Source organism: Limosilactobacillus vaginalis, from assembly GCF_025311515.1.
Taxonomy (GTDB): Bacteria; Bacillota; Bacilli; order Lactobacillales; family Lactobacillaceae; genus Limosilactobacillus; species Limosilactobacillus vaginalis.
Map to the genome: position 1 here is coordinate 641,488 of NZ_CP104399.1, position 19,419 is coordinate 660,906.

13 protein-coding genes are annotated in these 19,419 nt (G+C 38.4%); 11 read left to right on the forward strand and 2 right to left on the reverse strand.

What is annotated here, in order from left to right:
• The first annotated feature begins 44 nt into the window (after positions 1–44).
• The gene (locus tag N4627_RS03135; protein WP_260964977.1) at positions 45–971 is read left to right on the forward strand and encodes a site-specific integrase; all 927 of its coding nucleotides are present in this window, start codon (positions 45–47) and stop codon (positions 969–971) included.
• A gap of 58 nt (positions 972–1,029) precedes the next feature.
• Here N4627_RS03135 and N4627_RS03140 read toward each other — a convergent pair whose 3' ends face one another.
• Positions 1,030–1,977, reverse strand: coding sequence for a hypothetical protein (locus N4627_RS03140; RefSeq protein WP_260964978.1), 948 nt, complete (start codon positions 1,975–1,977; stop codon positions 1,030–1,032).
• 285 nt (positions 1,978–2,262) lie between these two features.
• On the opposite strand from N4627_RS03140, the gene N4627_RS03145 reads away from it, so the two are divergent.
• The 3 genes from N4627_RS03145 to N4627_RS09225 all read left to right on the forward strand — a co-directional run bounded on the left by N4627_RS03145 (position 2,263) and on the right by N4627_RS09225 (position 5,220).
• Positions 2,263–3,144, forward strand: a complete 882-nt coding sequence (locus N4627_RS03145; RefSeq protein ID WP_260964979.1) for a hypothetical protein — start codon at positions 2,263–2,265, stop codon at positions 3,142–3,144.
• 123 nt (positions 3,145–3,267) lie between these two features.
• On the forward strand, positions 3,268–4,992 hold the full coding sequence (locus tag N4627_RS03150; protein WP_260964980.1) for a KxYKxGKxW signal peptide domain-containing protein: 1,725 nt from the start codon (positions 3,268–3,270) through the stop codon (positions 4,990–4,992).
• A 138-nt stretch (positions 4,993–5,130) separates the two neighbouring features.
• Positions 5,131–5,220 carry a putative holin-like toxin gene (locus N4627_RS09225; protein ID WP_390893940.1) on the forward strand — a complete coding sequence of 30 codons (90 nt, stop codon included), beginning with the start codon at positions 5,131–5,133 and terminating at the stop codon, positions 5,218–5,220.
• 170 nt (positions 5,221–5,390) lie between these two features.
• Here N4627_RS09225 and N4627_RS03155 read toward each other — a convergent pair whose 3' ends face one another.
• Positions 5,391–6,389 carry a hypothetical protein gene (locus N4627_RS03155; RefSeq protein WP_260964981.1) on the reverse strand — a complete coding sequence of 333 codons (999 nt, stop codon included), beginning with the start codon at positions 6,387–6,389 and terminating at the stop codon, positions 5,391–5,393.
• Between the two features lie 285 nt (positions 6,390–6,674).
• Between N4627_RS03155 and N4627_RS03160 the strand changes: the two genes are divergently transcribed.
• The 7 genes from N4627_RS03160 (at position 6,675) to N4627_RS03190 (ending at position 19,344) form a co-directional block, all read left to right on the forward strand.
• Positions 6,675–11,714: an SspB-related isopeptide-forming adhesin gene (locus N4627_RS03160; protein ID WP_260964982.1), complete on the forward strand. Its 5,040-nt coding sequence runs from the start codon at positions 6,675–6,677 to the stop codon at positions 11,712–11,714.
• Between the two features lie 31 nt (positions 11,715–11,745).
• Complete coding sequence (locus N4627_RS03165; protein WP_260964983.1) at positions 11,746–11,970, forward strand: hypothetical protein; 225 nt, start codon at positions 11,746–11,748, stop codon at positions 11,968–11,970.
• A gap of 985 nt (positions 11,971–12,955) precedes the next feature.
• The gene (locus N4627_RS03170; protein WP_260964984.1) at positions 12,956–14,119 is read left to right on the forward strand and encodes a DUF3991 and TOPRIM domain-containing protein; all 1,164 of its coding nucleotides are present in this window, start codon (positions 12,956–12,958) and stop codon (positions 14,117–14,119) included.
• Positions 14,120–14,233: 114 nt separating this feature from the next.
• Positions 14,234–16,321, forward strand: coding sequence for a DNA topoisomerase (locus N4627_RS03175; protein WP_260964985.1), 2,088 nt, complete (start codon positions 14,234–14,236; stop codon positions 16,319–16,321).
• Positions 16,322–16,329: 8 nt separating this feature from the next.
• A complete protein-coding gene (locus N4627_RS03180) occupies positions 16,330–17,151 on the forward strand; it encodes a hypothetical protein (RefSeq protein WP_260964986.1) in 822 nt (273 codons plus the stop codon).
• Between the two features lie 17 nt (positions 17,152–17,168).
• Positions 17,169–19,064: an AAA family ATPase gene (locus N4627_RS03185; protein ID WP_260964987.1), complete on the forward strand. Its 1,896-nt coding sequence runs from the start codon at positions 17,169–17,171 to the stop codon at positions 19,062–19,064.
• Positions 19,057–19,344, forward strand: a complete 288-nt coding sequence (locus N4627_RS03190) for a hypothetical protein (protein ID WP_260964988.1) — start codon at positions 19,057–19,059, stop codon at positions 19,342–19,344. Before N4627_RS03185 ends, N4627_RS03190 begins: the two co-directional genes overlap by 8 nt.
• Positions 19,345–19,419 lie beyond the last annotated feature (75 nt).

A 19,419-nucleotide genomic window follows, 5' to 3' on the forward strand; every position in this document is an offset into this window, starting at 1 on the left:
GTCAGCTTCAAAACGAAGTAAATTATAATGAAAGAGGTTATTTTATGAACTCAAGTTCTATGTTATTTGAAGATTACTATTATAAATGGATTCATATGTATAAAGAGGGATCGGTTCGGCCGATTACGTTGGCTAAATATTATTTAACTCACCGAGAAATTCAACGTAGATTACATGGTGTAAGAGTAAATGAACTGAACCATTATATTTATCAGAAATTCATTAATGAGTATGCTGAAGAGCATGAGTATTTAACGGTTAAAGTATTTCACCATCATTGTAAAGCGGCAATTATGGACGCAATTGAGGACGGCTTATTAGAACATGATCCCACTAGGCACCTTATTCTAAAGGGAAAACAGCCACGCAAGAAAAAGGCTAAGTACTTAAATCTGTTAGACTTAAAGCGTCTGATTAATCAACTTAAACTTGGTCCGGAAGTCAGTTATGACTGGATGATCCTATTAATTGCCAAAACAGGTATGCGTTGTGCAGAAGCATTAGGGCTAACTCCAGAAGATTTTGACTTTGATAATCATACGGTCACGATTAATAAAACTTGGGATTATAAATCAGCAGTGGGAAGTTTTCAGCCAACAAAGAATAAATCTTCGAACCGCACTATTGGAATTGACCCGATTGTATCTGATCAACTACAAGAATTAGTTGAAGGTAAGGAACCTCAGCGGCCAATATTTGTTCCTCATGATCGTCGGGTGTATATTTCAACAATTAATTACCGATTAAGAGCCTATTGTAAGCGAGCAGGAATCGAAACTATTTCAATTCACGGTCTGAGACACACTCATGCTTCACTTTTAATTTATGACGGAGTTTCAATTCCAAGTGTGGCAAAACGTCTTGGTCATGCCAATACTATCACTACTCAACAGACTTACTTGCATATTGTGAAGGAATTAGAGGTTCGAGATAACCAAAAGATTTTAGAAAATATGATTCGACTTTCTTAGAGCGACAACAAAAGCAGCAGTTTCCTAACTATACTAAGTGAGGGGAGATTGCTGCTTTTTAAGAAGTTACATCGTTATGGTAATGAACAGAAGTTGTCTTTCGAGTCGGCGCAGGATCAAACTGACGAACTGGTGGTGTTGGTGATTGGGCCAATGATGCCCCATTACCAAACAGGTTGAATTGCGTACCATTATCAAAATCACCAGTATCAGCTGGTCGCCCGTTATGAGTACCAGTATAGAAGTGGTAGTAGAAGTTAGAACCCTTACCTACCATAACTCCAGTTCCCTCTGGAGACGATTCAAATCCGGTAGTGCCATCCTGACGGCTAGTTGAATAATCATCTCCAGTAATAGTTACTCCAGAGTTAGATGGCGTCCATGAAATTAAATTCCCTAGATTAGTGTTAAATGACTGTTGATTATCCAGATCAGAGAATAACGAGTTTATGAGCACCGGTGCTGCCACATCGGTACCATGATAAACAAATTGGATTGATGAAATATTTAACCCTGCATTAGCACCTTCATAGCCACCGTAAAAGTCAAATTCAATTGATCCATCGCTAGCCGGTCCAATAATTACCTGACTCTTTTTACCACGTTGATCAGTCGCCTCCGCTGTATTGGTGAAGCCAAGTTTCAAATCGTAGTTGATTCCATAAGCATCATGAACCACATTGGTCAAGGTGATGGTGCCATTATTTTTTACAACATCGGTAATGTCATAGAAATCGGATAAGCTACCATCCTCAACTTTCCCTTGATCACTACCTAATGAAGCTTTCGTTGAAGAACCGATTAAAGAAGTGTTAGCATTCCATGACACTTGACCTAAGGAGGTATAACCAGAATCAGTCGACACCACAGCCATACCAGAATAATAACCAATTGATCCTGGAGTTCCTGGAGTTCCTACAAGTTTTGTATTACCATTTGCTACGATTGTTGGCTTACCATTAACCGTTTGATTATATTCTTCAAGTTTACGACGGTAATCAGCCATTTGGGATTGGTATTTAGCTTCATTAGCAGCGTTCTTGGATTGCCAATCCTTGTACGCAGCATCATACTCCTGGTTATTTTTATCTTGTGTAACTCACGCAAAATTAAGGCAGAATTCTAAAATTATCTCTATCGTTCTAGATTATAACAATAGAAATTTTAGGCAAATTAATTAGAAAAATTAAACATATCTTTTACTTTAGTTACTCAGAAACAAAACAACCAACAATACGCTTCAGACTATGCGGAATATCAACAGAAATTAAACACCCTCAATTCCGAACCAGTGATCGCACAAAGTGGGCCGTTGAAATTAGTTGGTCATTCTGGTCCCGATGGATCCACAGCCTATTACCAAGCCATGACTGTTATTGGTATTAATGCCTCCGATACAGTTATGCAGGATATCGGTTGGCACAGTAATAGTGAATTGATTGGCGCAAATGGGCCAGCATATATTGCCCCTGGTCAAATGGCTCCTTCCTATGGAACAGCTGGATTCTACAACATTACCGATGTAGCAAGAAATAATGGAACTATAACACTTACAAACGCTGCAAAGGATCAATACGGGGATATGTATGATCTACATTTACAATTGGCTAATGCTGGTGTACCAGATACTGGTAACGAAGAGGACCCTACTAATTTAGTGATTGGTCCGTCATCAGATGGTTCAATCGAGTTTGATGGCTATGGTGGCTTCATGGTGAACAATGTTAAAATCGGCAACCTGTACTTTACTAAACATGGTTCAATGACACCTAGCAGTGTTAATGTTATTTCAACGTTTGGTGATTTGGACAACCATCAATTTATTGATACTTCATTAGGTAATGCATTATCTTATGTTCCTTCAAACAGTGAAGTATCGCAAAGTGGCAGTACTTTTAATGGAGCTGGTCCTGGAGACGATGGCTATAATTCTACACCTCGAGGAACATTCCTTATGGTTGGGCAAGGCTCTCACTTCAATGTTGAGTTCGGTTGGATGAGTGATACCCGTCCATCATTAGATAACTTCAAGAATATCAGTGCCTCACATCAAGAGACAGGCTTTCAGTTTAACCTCTTTGGTCCATCTGCTACCTCAAAAGTGTTAATTCCACCTGTTCGCAAGACTAGCTCAGTAAACTATCACTACGATGTAACTTTAATTTGCTATTAAATTCCGAATATTAATGATTTGACTTATCTATATTTAATTTGAATTTTTACTTGGCAAAAGTTGTGTTATGAAAATAACCTATTAAATTTCTCCTTGTAAATAAATGAAAAAGGAGAAATTCTTATGATTATTCGCTCAAAAACAAAAGCTGAACCAATCACTAAGCCCTTCTTACGCTATAAATTGTATAAGAAAGGAAAGATGTTAGTAACATCATCTGTTGCAGGACTTTCTATCGTTGGAATGATGGTTACGTTATCGCAAGGTCAAGTACATGCTGATACAACAACATCAGCTTCAACAACTCAAACTGCTAACGCAACGCCAACTCAGCAATCAACTGCTAATTCAGGTAGTAATTCTGTTACCAACCAAGTAACGGTTGATCACAGTACGCTTGATAATGCAGTGAATGCTGCTAAACAGGCTGGTATGAAAGTTGAAAATAAGCCAACTGTTAGTCAAACTGTACAAGAGAGTGACGTGCCAAAAGCTCGTCAAGATATTCAAGCAAATGAATCAAGCCAAGCTTCAGAGATCAATCAGAAGGTTGCAAACTATAAACATGATAAGCAAAATTATGATGATTATAGTGGTTATAAGGGTGATACCTCAAAACTTGATGCATCAGTACAAAAGGCTCAAAATACGGCAGGCTTAACAGTTATCAAAGATGCCGATCATGTACAAGCTCCTGTTGATGCTAGCGATGATCAAGCAATTAATAATACGAAGGACAAGATTCAAAAGGATACCGATGGACAAATTCCTTCAATCGAAAATGCTATCGTTACACAAGTTCATAACAACGAAGATTATGCTAATAAAGAAGCCGCTTACCAAGCAGCCCAGCAGAAATACCAGCAAGAAGTCGCTGATTGGAAAGCTTCCCACAATGTAACAGGTAATACGATATCTGCTTCTGAAATTAATCAACAGCTAATTCTTGGTCATGAACCAAATGCAACTCATACCATAAATTATGTATCATCGTTCTTAACTCCAAGTAGTGATTTGCTTAATGAAACTGGTAAAGGTGAATTGTATGAGACTCGAAGTAGTATTACTGGTGAAGTTCTTCAGGTTACTTATAATAATTTGACCCATTCATCATATACCGATGGCAACGGGAACAAACACTTAATTTCAAAAATTGTTTTTACTTTTTCTGATCTCAATCACAATGCTATGAAGGTAAATGGTAAGTCTTATCTTATCATTAAAGATGATCCAGCTGCTGGATTTTGGTATGAGGGCTCAAATGGCGTCACATTAAAGGAAACGTTCTACGGTCAAGATGGGAATCCTATTAATATTGAACCAGGAACAGGCTTCTTAGCTATAACTTCATTAAATGCTGCCTACGGTAATATACCTGCTGGAACGGTAGAGAAGAATGGTTCACCAGTGCATGTTGAATCAGTTAGTGTCTTAAACGGTGGGACACCAATTGCATTACTTGGTTCTTCAATTCAAGTTATGGGGAACCAGTTAGTATCGCCATCAACTAACGATTATGCCAATGATGGAAAAGGTAATTTAGTATTTGGTTTGCATGATGGAACAACTGTATCTTCTCCTCAATCAGCCTCAACCACATGGCAAGGCGATAATTGGGACGGAAATTCTAGTGAAACTTACTGGGGTACTGGTTTAGTTAGTCTAAATGGAAGTAGCATTACCTTACGTTTTGAATCTGCAACACAAGTTAGAGACGAGGGAACTTGGGCGACTACTCAAACCATTATTCCTCAGACTCCTGGCCCAATTTATGATGGTCCTGAGAAGCCAACCTTAAAGACCACAGAAATTAGCTACCATCACGATGTAACTCACGCAAAAAAATAGCAGGATTAATATTCCTATTTCTTGAGAAAATTAACCATGCTATAATTTTATATTGCAGAGAAGTTTTATGGGCGGTGGCTGTCTACTCCTCAGGAGGTGGAGTTCCTATGGAAAATCACTTGAAAGGGATAACAGTCCATGAGCGTTTACCAAGCGCTTACGCTAATGTTAGCTTTCGCAACCTTTGTGATTGCACTGTTAACGTTTATTTTCAGTAATCGGAAATAAAATAGACCGTCCTGTTAACTTTGGCGAGCTCAGGGCGATCTTTTAAGCTTTGATGTAATGCCACCGCCTTTAAAGCGGCTCTGCTTTTTCTATACATAATTATACCATGAATACTACATAATACAAAACAGTCTTATGTTGCTTAGAGCATTGACCAGACGAGTTTTAGTTTAAATGCTTATTGTTCGTAAATAATACCGTTTTAAAGTTACATCGTTGTAATAGTGCACCTGCGTTGTTTTACGAATTGGTGGAGTTGGTGATTGGGCCAAAGAAGCACCTTTTCCAAAAAGATTGAATTGAACACCACTATCATAGTCACCTGTTTCATTCTTAGTAGGATCTCCTAAATGACCAAAACTATCGGTTTTATAATTGAAATAGAAATTCTGACCAGAACCAACTAGCACCAATGTACCAAGAGGAGTCGATTGAAATCCATTCCAGTCGGTAAAGTCTGTCGCAGTTGTTCCATGATGAGTTCCCCAGTTATAACCATAATCACTACCTGCACCGTGATCAGCAACAGATGAGACTTCATTTCCTTTAATTTGTACATACGATCCACTAGGAGTCCATGAAAGTTGATTACCTAAGTTAGTATCAAAGCCTTGCCCAAAATCAAGATCGGAGAACAAGGAGTTAACTAATACGGGAACTGCAATATTGGTACCATGATAGACAAACTGCATAGAAGAAATATTGATTCCCTTCTGACGGAAACCACCATAATAATCAAATTCAATCGAGTCATCATTAGCCCTTCCAATAATCACCTTGCTAGGAATAGAACTTCCACCAGTTTCTGTATTCGTGAAACTTAATTTCAAATCATAGTTAACTCCGTAAGGATCATGGGCCACATTGGTTAAGGTAATGATTCCATTATTTCTAACAGCATTGGTAATATCGTAAAAGTTATTAATGTCTCCATCCATAACTTTTCCGTATTGCTTATTTAGAGAAGCCTTACCAGAAGCCCCTTGAATCTGAGTATTATCGTTCCAAGATACCTGCCCCAAAGAAGTGTAACCAGTATCAGTTGATACTACTGACATATTAGAATAATACTTAATGGATTTAGGGGTCCCTGTTGTTCCAACCAGCTTGGTATTGCCATTAGAAACAATCGTTGCCTTCCCGTTAACGGTTTTGTTGTATTCCCGCAATCTTTGCTGATAATCTGCATATTGGGAATCATATTCCTGGTTATTTTTTTCTTGTGTAACTCACGCAAAATAGCAATATTTTACGTTCAATATTTTTAATTTAACGAACTATTTTATTCGTATTGCTAATAAATGTTTGACATAAAATAGAAATTTTATGCAATTTAACGCAAAATTACTAAAATTACACAAGTTCGGAACAACCAGGAGTATCAAACTGCTTTAGCCGAATGGAATAAACAGTACGCTTCTATTATGACCAAATATACCAATGATTTAAATTTATTGGAGACAGATCAACATAAAATTGATAGTGGAACATTTAACTGGAAAGCTTATAAAGATAATGAAATCTATACAGGTAAGAATTTTGCTACCGTTGATTGGAAAAGTGATATTACTTGGCATTACGACAAAATTAGTAACACAGTAATAGTTACAAATGTGGATATTACTTTAACAAATATACCTGCTACTGCAAAAGCAAATGGATTTTGGGACGCTTTGATTTTTTTCAATCCTAATAAGGAGCTTCCAGAAGGTGAAGGTAGCTACGATTATAGACAAACTCCCGATTTACCTGGAATTAATGGTGACAGCTTGTACAATCAAATTGGAGCCAATAACCCTTCAAATGGAATATTGGCATATTATGCTCATAACAATGATACTGGTGCATATACCATCAAATTAAGCTTAAATAACACCGTTCCTTATAGTGCCGAAAAGGTAAATTCAAATACATATAGATTGGTAAGAACAGCACTAAGAAAAAACAATCATAATGCTTCTGTTGGCAAAGGGGCTATAAATGATGTTGTTTGGAAAAACGGTTCAATAGATATACTAGTTTCGCTACCAGAAAAACCAGACGTTCCAACTAAACCCACTTTAAAGACAACTGAGGTTAGCTACCATCACGATGTAATGACAGTAAATCCGCCTACACTTGCTCAGTCACGTGTTACTCCTCAATATCATGACTTGTTCTCGCAAACGGATGTTCAAAAGCATTATAGCGAGAACAACATTCAAACTGATAACAAACTCTACATTGCTGGTGATACTGCACATGCGGATGTTTCGGTTAAATTGTTGAATGCTTCTGATTATGAAGGTGGCTTGAACAAGCTTAGTTTTGATGATGATTACTCTAACTTTGCTTCTCATGCCAAAGTTAATGTTGATCAATCAAAGGTTACTCATGACGGTCAGGATATTACTAGTGACTTTACGATTACTGATAATGGCAATGGTCATGTAACGGCAACCGCTAAAGATCCTTCCAAGTTTACGGCTGGTATTTATACCTTCACGCCTTCCTGGACGATCAACACTGATACCGCAACAGATACTATCTTGAAGAACCAAGGTTCAATTACCGTTAATACTTCTACTGGTGAAGTTCCACCTGTTCAAGTTCCAGTCTACAAGCCAGATCCTTCAAAGCATTTCCAAGAAGGGAAAAAGGTTGTTGATTCAATGACCTACATCTCTGGTGATACTGCTCACGGTTGGATCAATGTACCGCTTCCAGATCCAGATGAATTAGCTAAGCCATTGACCGAATTTAGTATTACTGATAACTTCTCAAAATCTGCTAAGTACCTAAGCTATGATTCAAGCCAAGTCTTAGTTAATGGTAAGGATGATACTCAAAACTGGGACGTTAAGGTTGAAGGAACTAAGCTAGTTGCTACGGCTAAGAACCCTGGTAAGTTACCAGCAGGGAATATTGCCTTAATTGCTAATTTTGTCATCTCTAAGGACACTCCATCAGATACCACAATCTACAATGAGGGTTCTGCTACGATGAACAAGGTTACGGTACCAACTAATACTCCAACGGTTCAAACTTATCGGCCAACCGATAATAAGCACTGGGTTGAAGGTCAAGATAACCACATTGTTGATGACCATTCTTTCATTGCTGGAGACAACGTTAACGGATTGGTTTCCTTGACTACCCCAATTGCTTCAACTTTAGCTAAACCATTAACTAAGGTACAAGTTGCTGATGACTTCTCTAACTTTGCTGATAAGGCTGATTACAAGTCAGCATATGTAACGGTCAATGGTAAGCAAGACAACGATTGGGATATTCAACGGGTTGGTAACACCGTTGTGGCTACCGCTAAGAATCCTGGTAGTGTTCCTGCCGGAATGGTTCAACTTCATGTAACCTGGACTGCTCATAAGGGTCTTGCTAATAACACTGCCTTCATTAACAGTGGTTCTGGTACTATTAACAACCTCACAATTGAAACTCCTAAGCGGACAATCAAGACCTATACCCAAAATCCTGATAAGCATTGGGTAGAAGGCCAAGATCACCATTCAGTTGATGACAAGTTAGTTGTTAATGGTGATAATATTAGTGCTTTGGTTACTGGTACTTTGCCAGATCAATCAACACTTACCAAGAAGCTTGAACACGTTCAACTAGTTGATGATTACAGCAACTTTGCTGATAAAGCTGATGTAGCAACCATTGTCCTGACCGAAAACGGCAAGGATGCTCAAGATCTGTACACCGTTACTAATGAGAACGGTAAGGTGACCGCTACTCGGAAGGATGCAAGTACTGCTCCAGCTGGGATTGTTCAAATGGCGATTACCTGGAAGCTCCACAAGGATGTAGCTAATGGAACTAAGCTTCAAAATAACTCATCTGAATTGCTTAACAATAATAGTGTTGACACGAAGACCGTTACGGTTACTACTTATAAGCCAGACCCTAACAAGCATTGGCAAGAAGGTTCACTCGTGGTTGATGGTAAGACTTATGTTGATGGAGATACTGTTCATGCGGATGTCTTCATGCCATTACCAAACCCAACTGACTTGGCTAAGCCGTTAGAAAAGGTCTCTTTAACTGAAGACTTTAACAAGTTTGCTCAATATGCTGATTACTTAGATTCACAAGTCTTTGTAAACGGTAAGGATGTTTCATCAGATTGGGATATTCAACGAGTAGGTAATACTGTTGTGGCAACCGCAAAGAACCCTGGAAAGCTTCCTGGTGGGGTAGTTTACTTACACAACAACTTCAACATCAAGCTTTCAACTCCTTCTGGGACAACCTTGTTGAACAATGGTTCTGGTACCATTAACAACACCACTGTTGCGGTTCCTGAACGGCCAATTAAGGTTTACAAGACTGATGTTACTAAGCACTGGACGCTAGATAATACGGTTACTGATAACCAAATCTACATGAGTGGTACTCAAGCTACTGCTACCATGACGGTTAACACACCAACTAATCTAGCTACGCCATTAACTAAGTTCTCGATTGATGATGACTTTAGTAATTACGCTCAATACGTAACCGCAAACCAGGCTAATGTTAAGGTTATGGAAAACGATCAGGACGCTACCAGCCAATACGATATTAAGATTGACAATAACGGTCATGTAATCGCTACTCGGAAGGATGCTTCTAAAACCCCTGAGGGTAAGGTTCAATTGATTGTTACCTTTGATATTAAGAATGGCGTTAAGACTGGTACGGTCTTCATTAACAATGGTTCTGCTACTGTCAATAAGGATACTGAATCTGTACCACCAACAAAGGTTGTTGTTTGGACTCCCGATCCAACTAAGGACGTTGGTCTCAATCAACAATCCGGAAAGATTCAAAACTCCGTTAATGGTCAAAACGTTGCTAAGGGAACGACCTTAACTTACGGTTTAACTACTGATGATGTACCAGCTAACCGGGCACAGAAGATTACTTCTCGTTCGATTGTTGATACGCTTGATAGTAAGGCTCAATACCTTGGGTACAAGGCTTTCATCAAGGGTGCTGATGGCAAGTTAGTTGATGTTACTGAACACATTAATCTAACTCAAGATGGTCAGAAGTTAACCTTCGATGAAGATAGTTACTTGCTTGATCGTTACAACCAAGACCTTACTAAGTCAGTTGATACCCCAATTATTGACCTCTTTGTATCTGCACAAGGTGATGGTTCTGATATTAAGAACTCCTACGACTTGTACACTAACGGAGTTAAGACAACTTCCAACACCGTTGAAAACAAGACGCCAAATGCACCAAAGCCAGTCAAGGAAGACCTTAATGAAAAGGGTGTTAACATTGATGGTAAGAACATGCTTCCTGGTGACACTAATGTCTTCAAGGTCAACGCTGATTACTCCGACTACAAGGGTGTTCAAGCAAGTGATGATTCCATTGCTAAAGGCTTCTACATCATTGATGACTTCCCTGAAGATGCGTTGGATGTTGATACCAGCAAGTTTATTGCTGTAGACAGTAAGGGTCAAACAGTTAAGGGTATGTCTTACAAGGTTTACAAGTCCTTGAGCGAAGCACCGGCTGCTGTTCAAGCTGCGGTAGCTAAGTCCGGGATTAAGTTAAACGGTTCCTTTATCGTTGCTTCCGCTGATGATCCAGCAAGTTACTTCAAGCAATATGTTCAAACTGGTGATTCCGTAAGTATCAAGATGCCGATGGTCGTTAAGGATGCCTTCAATGGTGAGTACAAGAATGCTGCTTACCAATTCGATTTCGGAAATGGTTATGCTACTAACATTGTTTCTAACAAGGTACCAAAGATTAACCCAACGAAGGATGTTGTTATCTCCGTTGATAATCAAAAGAGCCTTAACAACAGTAATATTAAGCTCAACCAAAACTTTGATTACAAGTTAACCGGAGCAATGTTACCAGCTAATGAAGGTAACCCAATTACTCAATATGGCTTCCAAGATGATTACGACCAAGTACATGACCAATACAATGGTCAGTACAGTGTCTTGCTTGATACTGATGTAACGTTAACTGATGGTACTGTTCTAAAGAAGGGGACTGATGTTACTAAGTACACCACCCAAGTAATTGATACGGAAAACGGGGCAGTTGATGTTGAATTTGATAAGGACTTCTTAGCTAAGGTTGATATTGATAAGAGTGCCTTTGGTGCTTCGGTTTACCTCAACATGAAGCGGGTTAAAGCCGGAGATGTTACTAACAAGTACACCAATATTATTAACGGTAAGAAGTATGTATCTAACACCGTTAAGACACATACTGATGAACCAAAGAAGCCAGAAACTCCTAAGACGCCAACACCAAGTCTAAAGCCGGAGACACCACAACCGGCACAGCCAAAGGTTGAAACTCCTGCGCAACCGGTTATCGCTGCAGTAACTCCGGCACCAGTTCAACCAAAAGCTGAGCCACAACAGGAATTACCACAAACCGGTAATGATAGTTCCCAAGCTGCAGCTGCTGGATTTGTTGGCTTGTTGTTAGCTCTTGGTTCATTTGGCTTGAAGCGCAAGAAAGATTTTGCTTAATCAAATCTTTCTACTGAAAGGATGTTAGCTCATGTCGTTGGTTCAGTTAGACGAGTTATCTGATCGACAATTGGAGTTTACTCAAGCAGGGATCACTAATTCTCCGGAGTGGTCAAAGCTAGAACGTCAATTATCTCTCCATGAACAACTCCAATGTTTAAGATATGTTTCAATGGAACCTAATCCATTACCTAAAGTTCAAGCGCAACTTCAAAATAGGAATTTCTCCCCACAGATGCCATTGAAACAACATTAATAAAAGGATGCTCTACAGTTTGATTCTGTAGGGCATCTTTTTTAACCTTGTCCCCCCTGGTAGACAAGGTTGAAATAATTTAAGAAATTAGGAATGAATAAAAGTACTTTGGATCTCAAGTTTGTCCCCTCGGGGGGACAAACTTGAGATCAATAATAACCTTAAAAATGACGTAAAAAGCACTCCGTAGTATCTAAACAGATACTATGAAGTGCTTTTTGAGTTGAACTAAGATGAGTCTTTTTATCTAACCTTGTCTACCAGGGGGGACAAGGTTAAGTTCACCGATTATTTCTTTGGGGTACTAACCCATGCATCAAACCATAAGATGAAAAACAGTCCTAAAGTAATTAGGGGAGAAAAGAAAAAGATAATTAGAAATTTGAACACCTTAGCAACCAGAAAAAATAAGACATACACACCACCAAAGATCATTGGCAGGTGCGTATAGTTGGTTAAATAATCCCAAGCAAAACAAGCATATGGATAAAATAATCCACAAACACAGAGCACGATTAGTGTTCCGGTGTCAAAACTAGTATCAGGATCTTGAGCTAGTTGAGTACAAGCATATATAAAAAATACGACAAATACATACTTAGGAAAAAGATATTGAAAACTAATTCTACCTAGTGTTCTCCTAAAAAGACTCATCTTGGATCAACTCCTTTGATTATTCGTTCAACATTATTATATCACAAAAAGAAATAAATATTAACTATTTCTAATATCAATTAGTATCATTTAGTGTTTAATTATCAACTGGTATTGCTTGGCAATTTTTTTTTAGTCACTTATATTAAAGAAGCACTATTGAAAAGAGCAGATTTCTGGTATACGTATATTCACAAACTTATATACCGCAACTCTTTTTGTATAAGTGTCATTATATGGCAAAAGGTTCGTTTACCAGTGAAGTTACCTATATTCATTGGTAAAGGGGCCTTTTTGTACTCCTTTTAATTTTAATGAGGAGTGAACCAAAATGCCATCAACTGTTTCCGACAAAGAAATGGATGCCCTTTGTCGCCAATCAATTCAAAGTTATTTAGATTTAAAGGGAATCCCGTATACTCAAGATGCTAATTATTTACGTTTAAAAGATCATGACTCACTGGTGGTTGATACCCGAATTACTCCTAATAAACCTTATGAGACTTTCTACTGGAACAGTCAGGGAGTAGGGGGAAATTTATTTCACTTCTTGAGATATTATGAGAATTATTCAGGTAAAGATGCTCTTAGTTTGCTTGAGAAAATGGGTCCAGCCCTTGCTAAGCATCAACGGACTATTCCTAAAGTAGAGACGATTAAGAAGGTTTACCAACCTTATAAACATCGGGGAGTAAAGTACCCGAAACGTTCACTGGAATATTTTACTAAAGTGCGCAAACTTAGTCCCAAATTGGTTAATGCCATGTATCGGACTGGCTTAGTAAGAGAATTACCGAATGGCAATGCTTTCTTTGTTTGGTATGACCATAAGATGAAAGAAGTTGGTGGTGATGAACAGGGAACTTACATTAACCATCAAAGATTTGGTAAGCGGGGCACCAAGAAGAAAGTTGCCTGGGGTTCGCAGAAAGATTTAGGTTTTCATTTCTCTTGTAATTTTGGTAATGCGCCTGAGCGTTTATATGTCTTTGAGAGCCCAATTGACGCATTATCATTTGCACAAATGCATGGTCGTGAATATCCGGGGAAACAACGGTTTCTATCTATTAATGGGGCGGGAACAAAGGTTGAAACTTTGCCTAAATTTATCGCAAACTTTGGTGTGCCGGCTGAATTACATATTTGTTTTGATACTGATAAAGCTGGTTTTAAAGGAGTTAACAAAGCTAAAGAACGATATGATTGGATGCAATCATTAAGAATCCCAGCATTTGAAAAAATGAAGTTTGTTGTGGATCAACCACCAACCAAATATAAGGATTGGAATGAGCAGCTCCAAAAAGGAATTGATCACGAACTCAAAAGTCAGTCTTATGAAAAGTATGTAGCTGAAAATAAAGATCGTTTCTCAGAAGAAAAGGAAACTAAGTTACATTCACGCCCAGAACAACATTCAGTGCAGCCGAAAAAAACGTCTGAAAACCAACCAGACTCTTTTGGCAATTTATATCAACCCAAGGTACAACAACGGTAAATTAAGTCGACTCTTGGAGTCGGCTTTTTTGCGCTTTTAGGCGAAATTTGGCTTGCTTAACGGCTCTCATGTATGTTGGAAATAACAAATTAGTAGGAGAGGGACGGATCTGCTTTGTATGACTATTTAATTCTTACCGAAAAAACTAGTGAATTTGACCAATTTGTTCAAGCTTTAGGCGGGGAGACCGGCTTTTTTAATAATCATTCTTATAAATTGGTTCATGCTCGAGGACACTTACTGGAGCTAGATGATCCCGAAAACCAGGTAATGCCTTCCCTTGCCGCCAAGTTTAAAAAATGGAATTTGGAAAATATTCCTTGGAATCTACATGATTTTAGCTGGAAAAAGGTTCCTAAAAGAAATAAAAAAACTAAAAAGACTGATCGTCAGGTACTGAGTCTCTTAAAAGAAATAAAAGCAGCTAGTAATAATGCCGAAGCAATCGTGATCGCAACAGATACCGATGCGACGACTGGTGAGGGGGAATTATTAGCTTGGGAGATTATCAATTATATTGGGTGGCATGGTCCTGTATATCGAGAATACCACGCTGATGAAAGCCCAGCAGCCATTCAAGAAGCAATGAAGAATTTGCATGATGTCTCTAATCAAGATAAAGATGGGTGGTTTGTTAAAGGTAATACTCGTAATCGTTGGGACTATGGTTCGATGCAATTAACAGAAGCGGCAACGTTATTAGTTCAGAACGCTGGTTATTACGTCAAAGTAATTAATGAAGGACGCTTAAAATCGGTTGCTATTTCTTTAATTTATCAGCGATTATTGGCTATTAAGAACTATGTTAAAAGACCCTTTTACGAGATTAAATTTAAGGATAATCAAGGCTTTATCTATGCCCGGAAGGTTGATAAAAACGATGAAGAGACAATCAAACAGATCCGACACTTAGATAAAGAAGGGGCGATTGAAGAATCAAAGAATTATCAATCGCCAACTCCCGTGACAGTAGATAGTAAACAACTAAAGTCCCAGATTCCCCATACTTTTACTGATTTAACTAAGTTGGACGGTACGCTTTCGCATAAGGGCTACTCTAGTTCGATGATCCAGAATGTTTACCAAGTTATGTACCAGAAGTATAAATTCCTATCATATCCCCGTTCAGACGATAGGACGGTTACTCCGGCTCAATTTGACGAATTAGTCAAAAATCGTAATCAAATCGCTAATCTAGTTGGTATTGATCCTAACCTATTAACTCACCTAACTCCTAGAAAAGAGTTAGTAAAGAAGTCGGCAACGCACGGGGCTAACCGTCCGGGAAGCAAAGTTCCTCGATCTTTAGATGAAATCAGAGAAATCTTTAAGACAAAGAAAGAACAAGATTGTGCTGTCGATATTTACACTCAGGTAGCTGTCTGTGCGTTAGCTATCTTAGGGGAGAATTATGAGTATTACCAAGTTAAGGCGCATTTAACTAAGTATCCAGACTTTGTTTGTTCATATACTCAACCAGCTAACTACAACTATCGAATAATTCTTCAAGGGCAAACTAGCTTACCGGCAAAAAAACCAGATCCAGGTACGATGGCCCGAGGATTCATTTACTGTGGGGCTAATCCTAAACCAGCTTGGCCGACTAAGAAATGGTTATATGGTCGACTTAATAGCTACAAGTACAGTATTGGGACTCCGGCAACTCAACAATCTACGATTTCGTCAATTAGTGATCCCAACGAGAATAGTTATTTGTTGACGGCTAATAAAGAAAAACTGAATTTAACCCAACAAGGATTAATGGCAGCATTAATTGCTCAAGATACTTATATTGCTTCACCGCAAGTTACGGTTCAGCTGTTTCAATTAATGCAAGCAGTCGGTGAGTTCAAAGTGAAGCCTGAAGCTGTTTTAGCAACCTTAGATCAAGTAATTAGCCATGACTTACCAGTAATGGTTAAAAATGTAGACCTAATTAAACAAACGATTCCGCTTCCTAAGAAAAAGGATCCCAAAGATTATGTCGACTTTGAATATCAAGGGAAAACAATTCACTTTAAGAAAATTTGGGGTAAGCATACCTTTACTAATGCAGAGCTACAAGCCCTTTCTCAAGGTGAGTCGATTACCTTTAAATATGGTCGTAAGTCGATTACTGGTAGTCTGGGGCCTAAAAAGTTCCGTGGTAAGACGTATATTAATTTTATTCCCGATTTTGATAAGAGTAATAAGAAAAAGTGAGGCATATTATGTTTGAAATTGAAGCAAAGTTTAAGAGTGCAAAGCCTAATCAAAACAACGAAAAAAGCCACCTGTTAGTTAAATTTTCAACTAAGTCTGGTGACTTAACCTTAATTATCTCTTCTAAGCAATGGATGGATTATTTCGTTAATGATAGTCAACCAGAACCGGGGAGTGACTGGAAGCTAGGGTTAGAAACAATGGTTATTCCTGAATTATCCCAAACAATGTTGAATCTCAAAAAAGCTAGACCGGTTGAAGAAATTTCTCTAACACCAGCAACAAGCAATAATGACACCATCGTTTTATTACTTAATAAGATTTATCAACGCATGGGCGATCTATCAGTTTCGTCGCAACAACAACCTTCTCTTAGTTCGCTAAACAATTCTGATGATCAAGAACCTGAAGATGATTTTTCTGCTTATGGATATAACTATCAACCTAATGTTGACAGTGTAAGCTCTGACGAAGGTGATGAGGAACCACTGAGTGACGTTAAAACACCGGTGTCTCATGATTTTAATTTGCATCAACGAAAAAAAGTTGTTGATCCAGAAAAAGAAGCCCTTAACCAAGGGACTGGTTCATCAATTACTAATAGTTTCTTTGATGATGAAGATAATCAAAATGAAGATGGTAGTGAATCTGATAATGATGCAGTTTTAGCTGATCAAACTACCCAATCCTCAAGCGACACCGACAATAGTGAGAATAATGCTACTGATTCAACTAATTCGCTGGCTGATGATCAAGAACAAGATGTTGATCAACAAAATGGTCCCTTAGATGCCGGCCCATTATCTATTGATTTAAGCAGTGGACTATAAAGTAAGGAGGCCTAGCATTGAGTGATAATCAACGTCTAGTAAAAAAAGCTAGTTCTAAGACGAAAAAGAAAAGTATCTTGGAACAATATACCGATGATTTAACTGAAGCGGCCAAAAGAAATCCCAATAACTTTAAGGCAATTGCTCGTGATCAAGAAATGCGTCAAGTGGAGTATAACTTGGCCCGAAAGACCAAGAATAACCCAATTTTGATTGGTGACGCTGGGGTTGGTAAAACCGCAATTGTCGAAGGATTAGCTCGGAATATAGCACTCGGGAAAGTTGGCCCGCAACTGGCTGGTAAGCATATTCGGGTGCTACAAATTGCCAATTTAGGACGAAAAGACCCTATTGGTATTTTCCTCAAGATTATTGAAGAAGTTAAAGCTAGTCACCGCCAAGTTATTCTATTTATTGATGAAATTCATACCATTATGGGAGTTGATCAAGCTAACGGTGCGCTAGATTTGGGTGATGTCTTAAAGCCAGCGATGGCTCGGGGTGAAATTCAGCTAATTGGGTCAACGACACTCGATGAATATTACAAATTCATTGAACGAGATCCAGCGCTGCAACGTCGTTTTCAACAGGTTAATGTTGAGGAGCCAACCCCGGAAACAGCAATTACCATTCTCAAAGGAATTCAAAAGAACTATGAAGATTATCACAATGTCACTTATACTGATGCAGCCGTAAAAGGAGCAGTCAATCTCTCAGTTCGCTATATTGCAGATCGCTACTTACCGGATAAGGCAATTGACTTATTGGATCAAGCTGGCGCAATTGCAGCGACTAAAAAGCAAAAAGTAGTGGATTTAAAAGATATTGCCTTAGTTCTTCAAGAAATGCGAGGGATTCCAGTAACAACAGTATTAAGTAATGATTCTGAACGTTTACGTAAATTACCAGGTAATCTCCGCAAATTGGTTAAAGGACAAGACCGGGCGATTAATGAAGTCTCTAATGCAATTGCGATTGCTAAAGCAGGTTTACAGTCACCTAATCGGCCATTAGCTTCGTTCTTATTCCTAGGAACAACCGGAACTGGTAAAACGGCCTTAGCCTTAGCCCTTTCGTACTACTTATTTGATTCTTACCGCTCCTTAGTTCGCTTTGATATGTCTGAATTTAGTGAACGAGATTCAATTGAACATTTTCAACATATGGTTACACAAACTCTGAAGAAACAACCATATTGTATTTTATTGTTAGATGAAATTGAAAAGTCGTGTACTCCAGTCCATGACCGTCTACTACAAATTCTTGACGCTGGAGAACTTCGTGATAGTCGAGGACGATCGACCAACTTTCGTAATTGCATTATTATCATGACCACTAATTTAGCTGCGGAACTAATTGCTGATCGTCAAAGCTACCAAGCTTCAATTGATGCGATTAAAGAAGTTAACACGGATGATGAAGATTCTACCTTAACGCTAGAGCGGCGGCAAAAGGCATTTAGACAGTTGATTCAAGATGAATTAACGACCATCTTTCGTCCAGAATTTGTTAACCGGATTGACCACAAAATTGTCTTTAACATGTTAACTCGGAATATTATCTTGCAAATTGCCAATCATGATTTACAAGTGCTAAACAAACGGTTAACTAGCCGGGGATTCAAATTTGAGTATGGGAATGACGTTCTTAACTATTTGGCTGACGTTGGGACGGACATTGAGAATGGTGCTCGTCCACTTGAACGAAAAATAAATGAAGAATTTACATCAATTATTAGTATGGACGTCTTACAGCTGGAGTCGGACCCAAATAATAATCGTCACCGCATTAAGGCTTCCATTATTGATAATCGAAATGAATACCAACGGATGCCCCAGCAACGACACAACAAGAATGGTCGACAAATTAAATGGAGTTTATTGCCAGATGAGGAGAGTGTATTAAATGGCTAAGAAAGTTTTACTAGATTCAAACAAGACTAATAAACAAGCAGCGGCAGTCCTAAAAGCCCAGAAAACTTTAAAGGATGAAAAGGCTAAGTTGCGTTCCTCACAAGAGGAGGAAACAGACAAAGCTTTTATTGAACTAGGAGAGAAAATTGTTAAACATTATCATATTAAATCAGTGAGTGAATTAGATTCTTGGTACCGGAAAATCATTCAACAGGTACCATATAAAGAGCCACAGGAATCACAACCGTTTAATTCTGATAATTCAAATCAGCAAAACTAACTTCTTTGGCGAAAGATTGTATTTTTTAAATCATTACTATTCTAACCTCTGAACTCATTAATAAAGGAGGTTAGA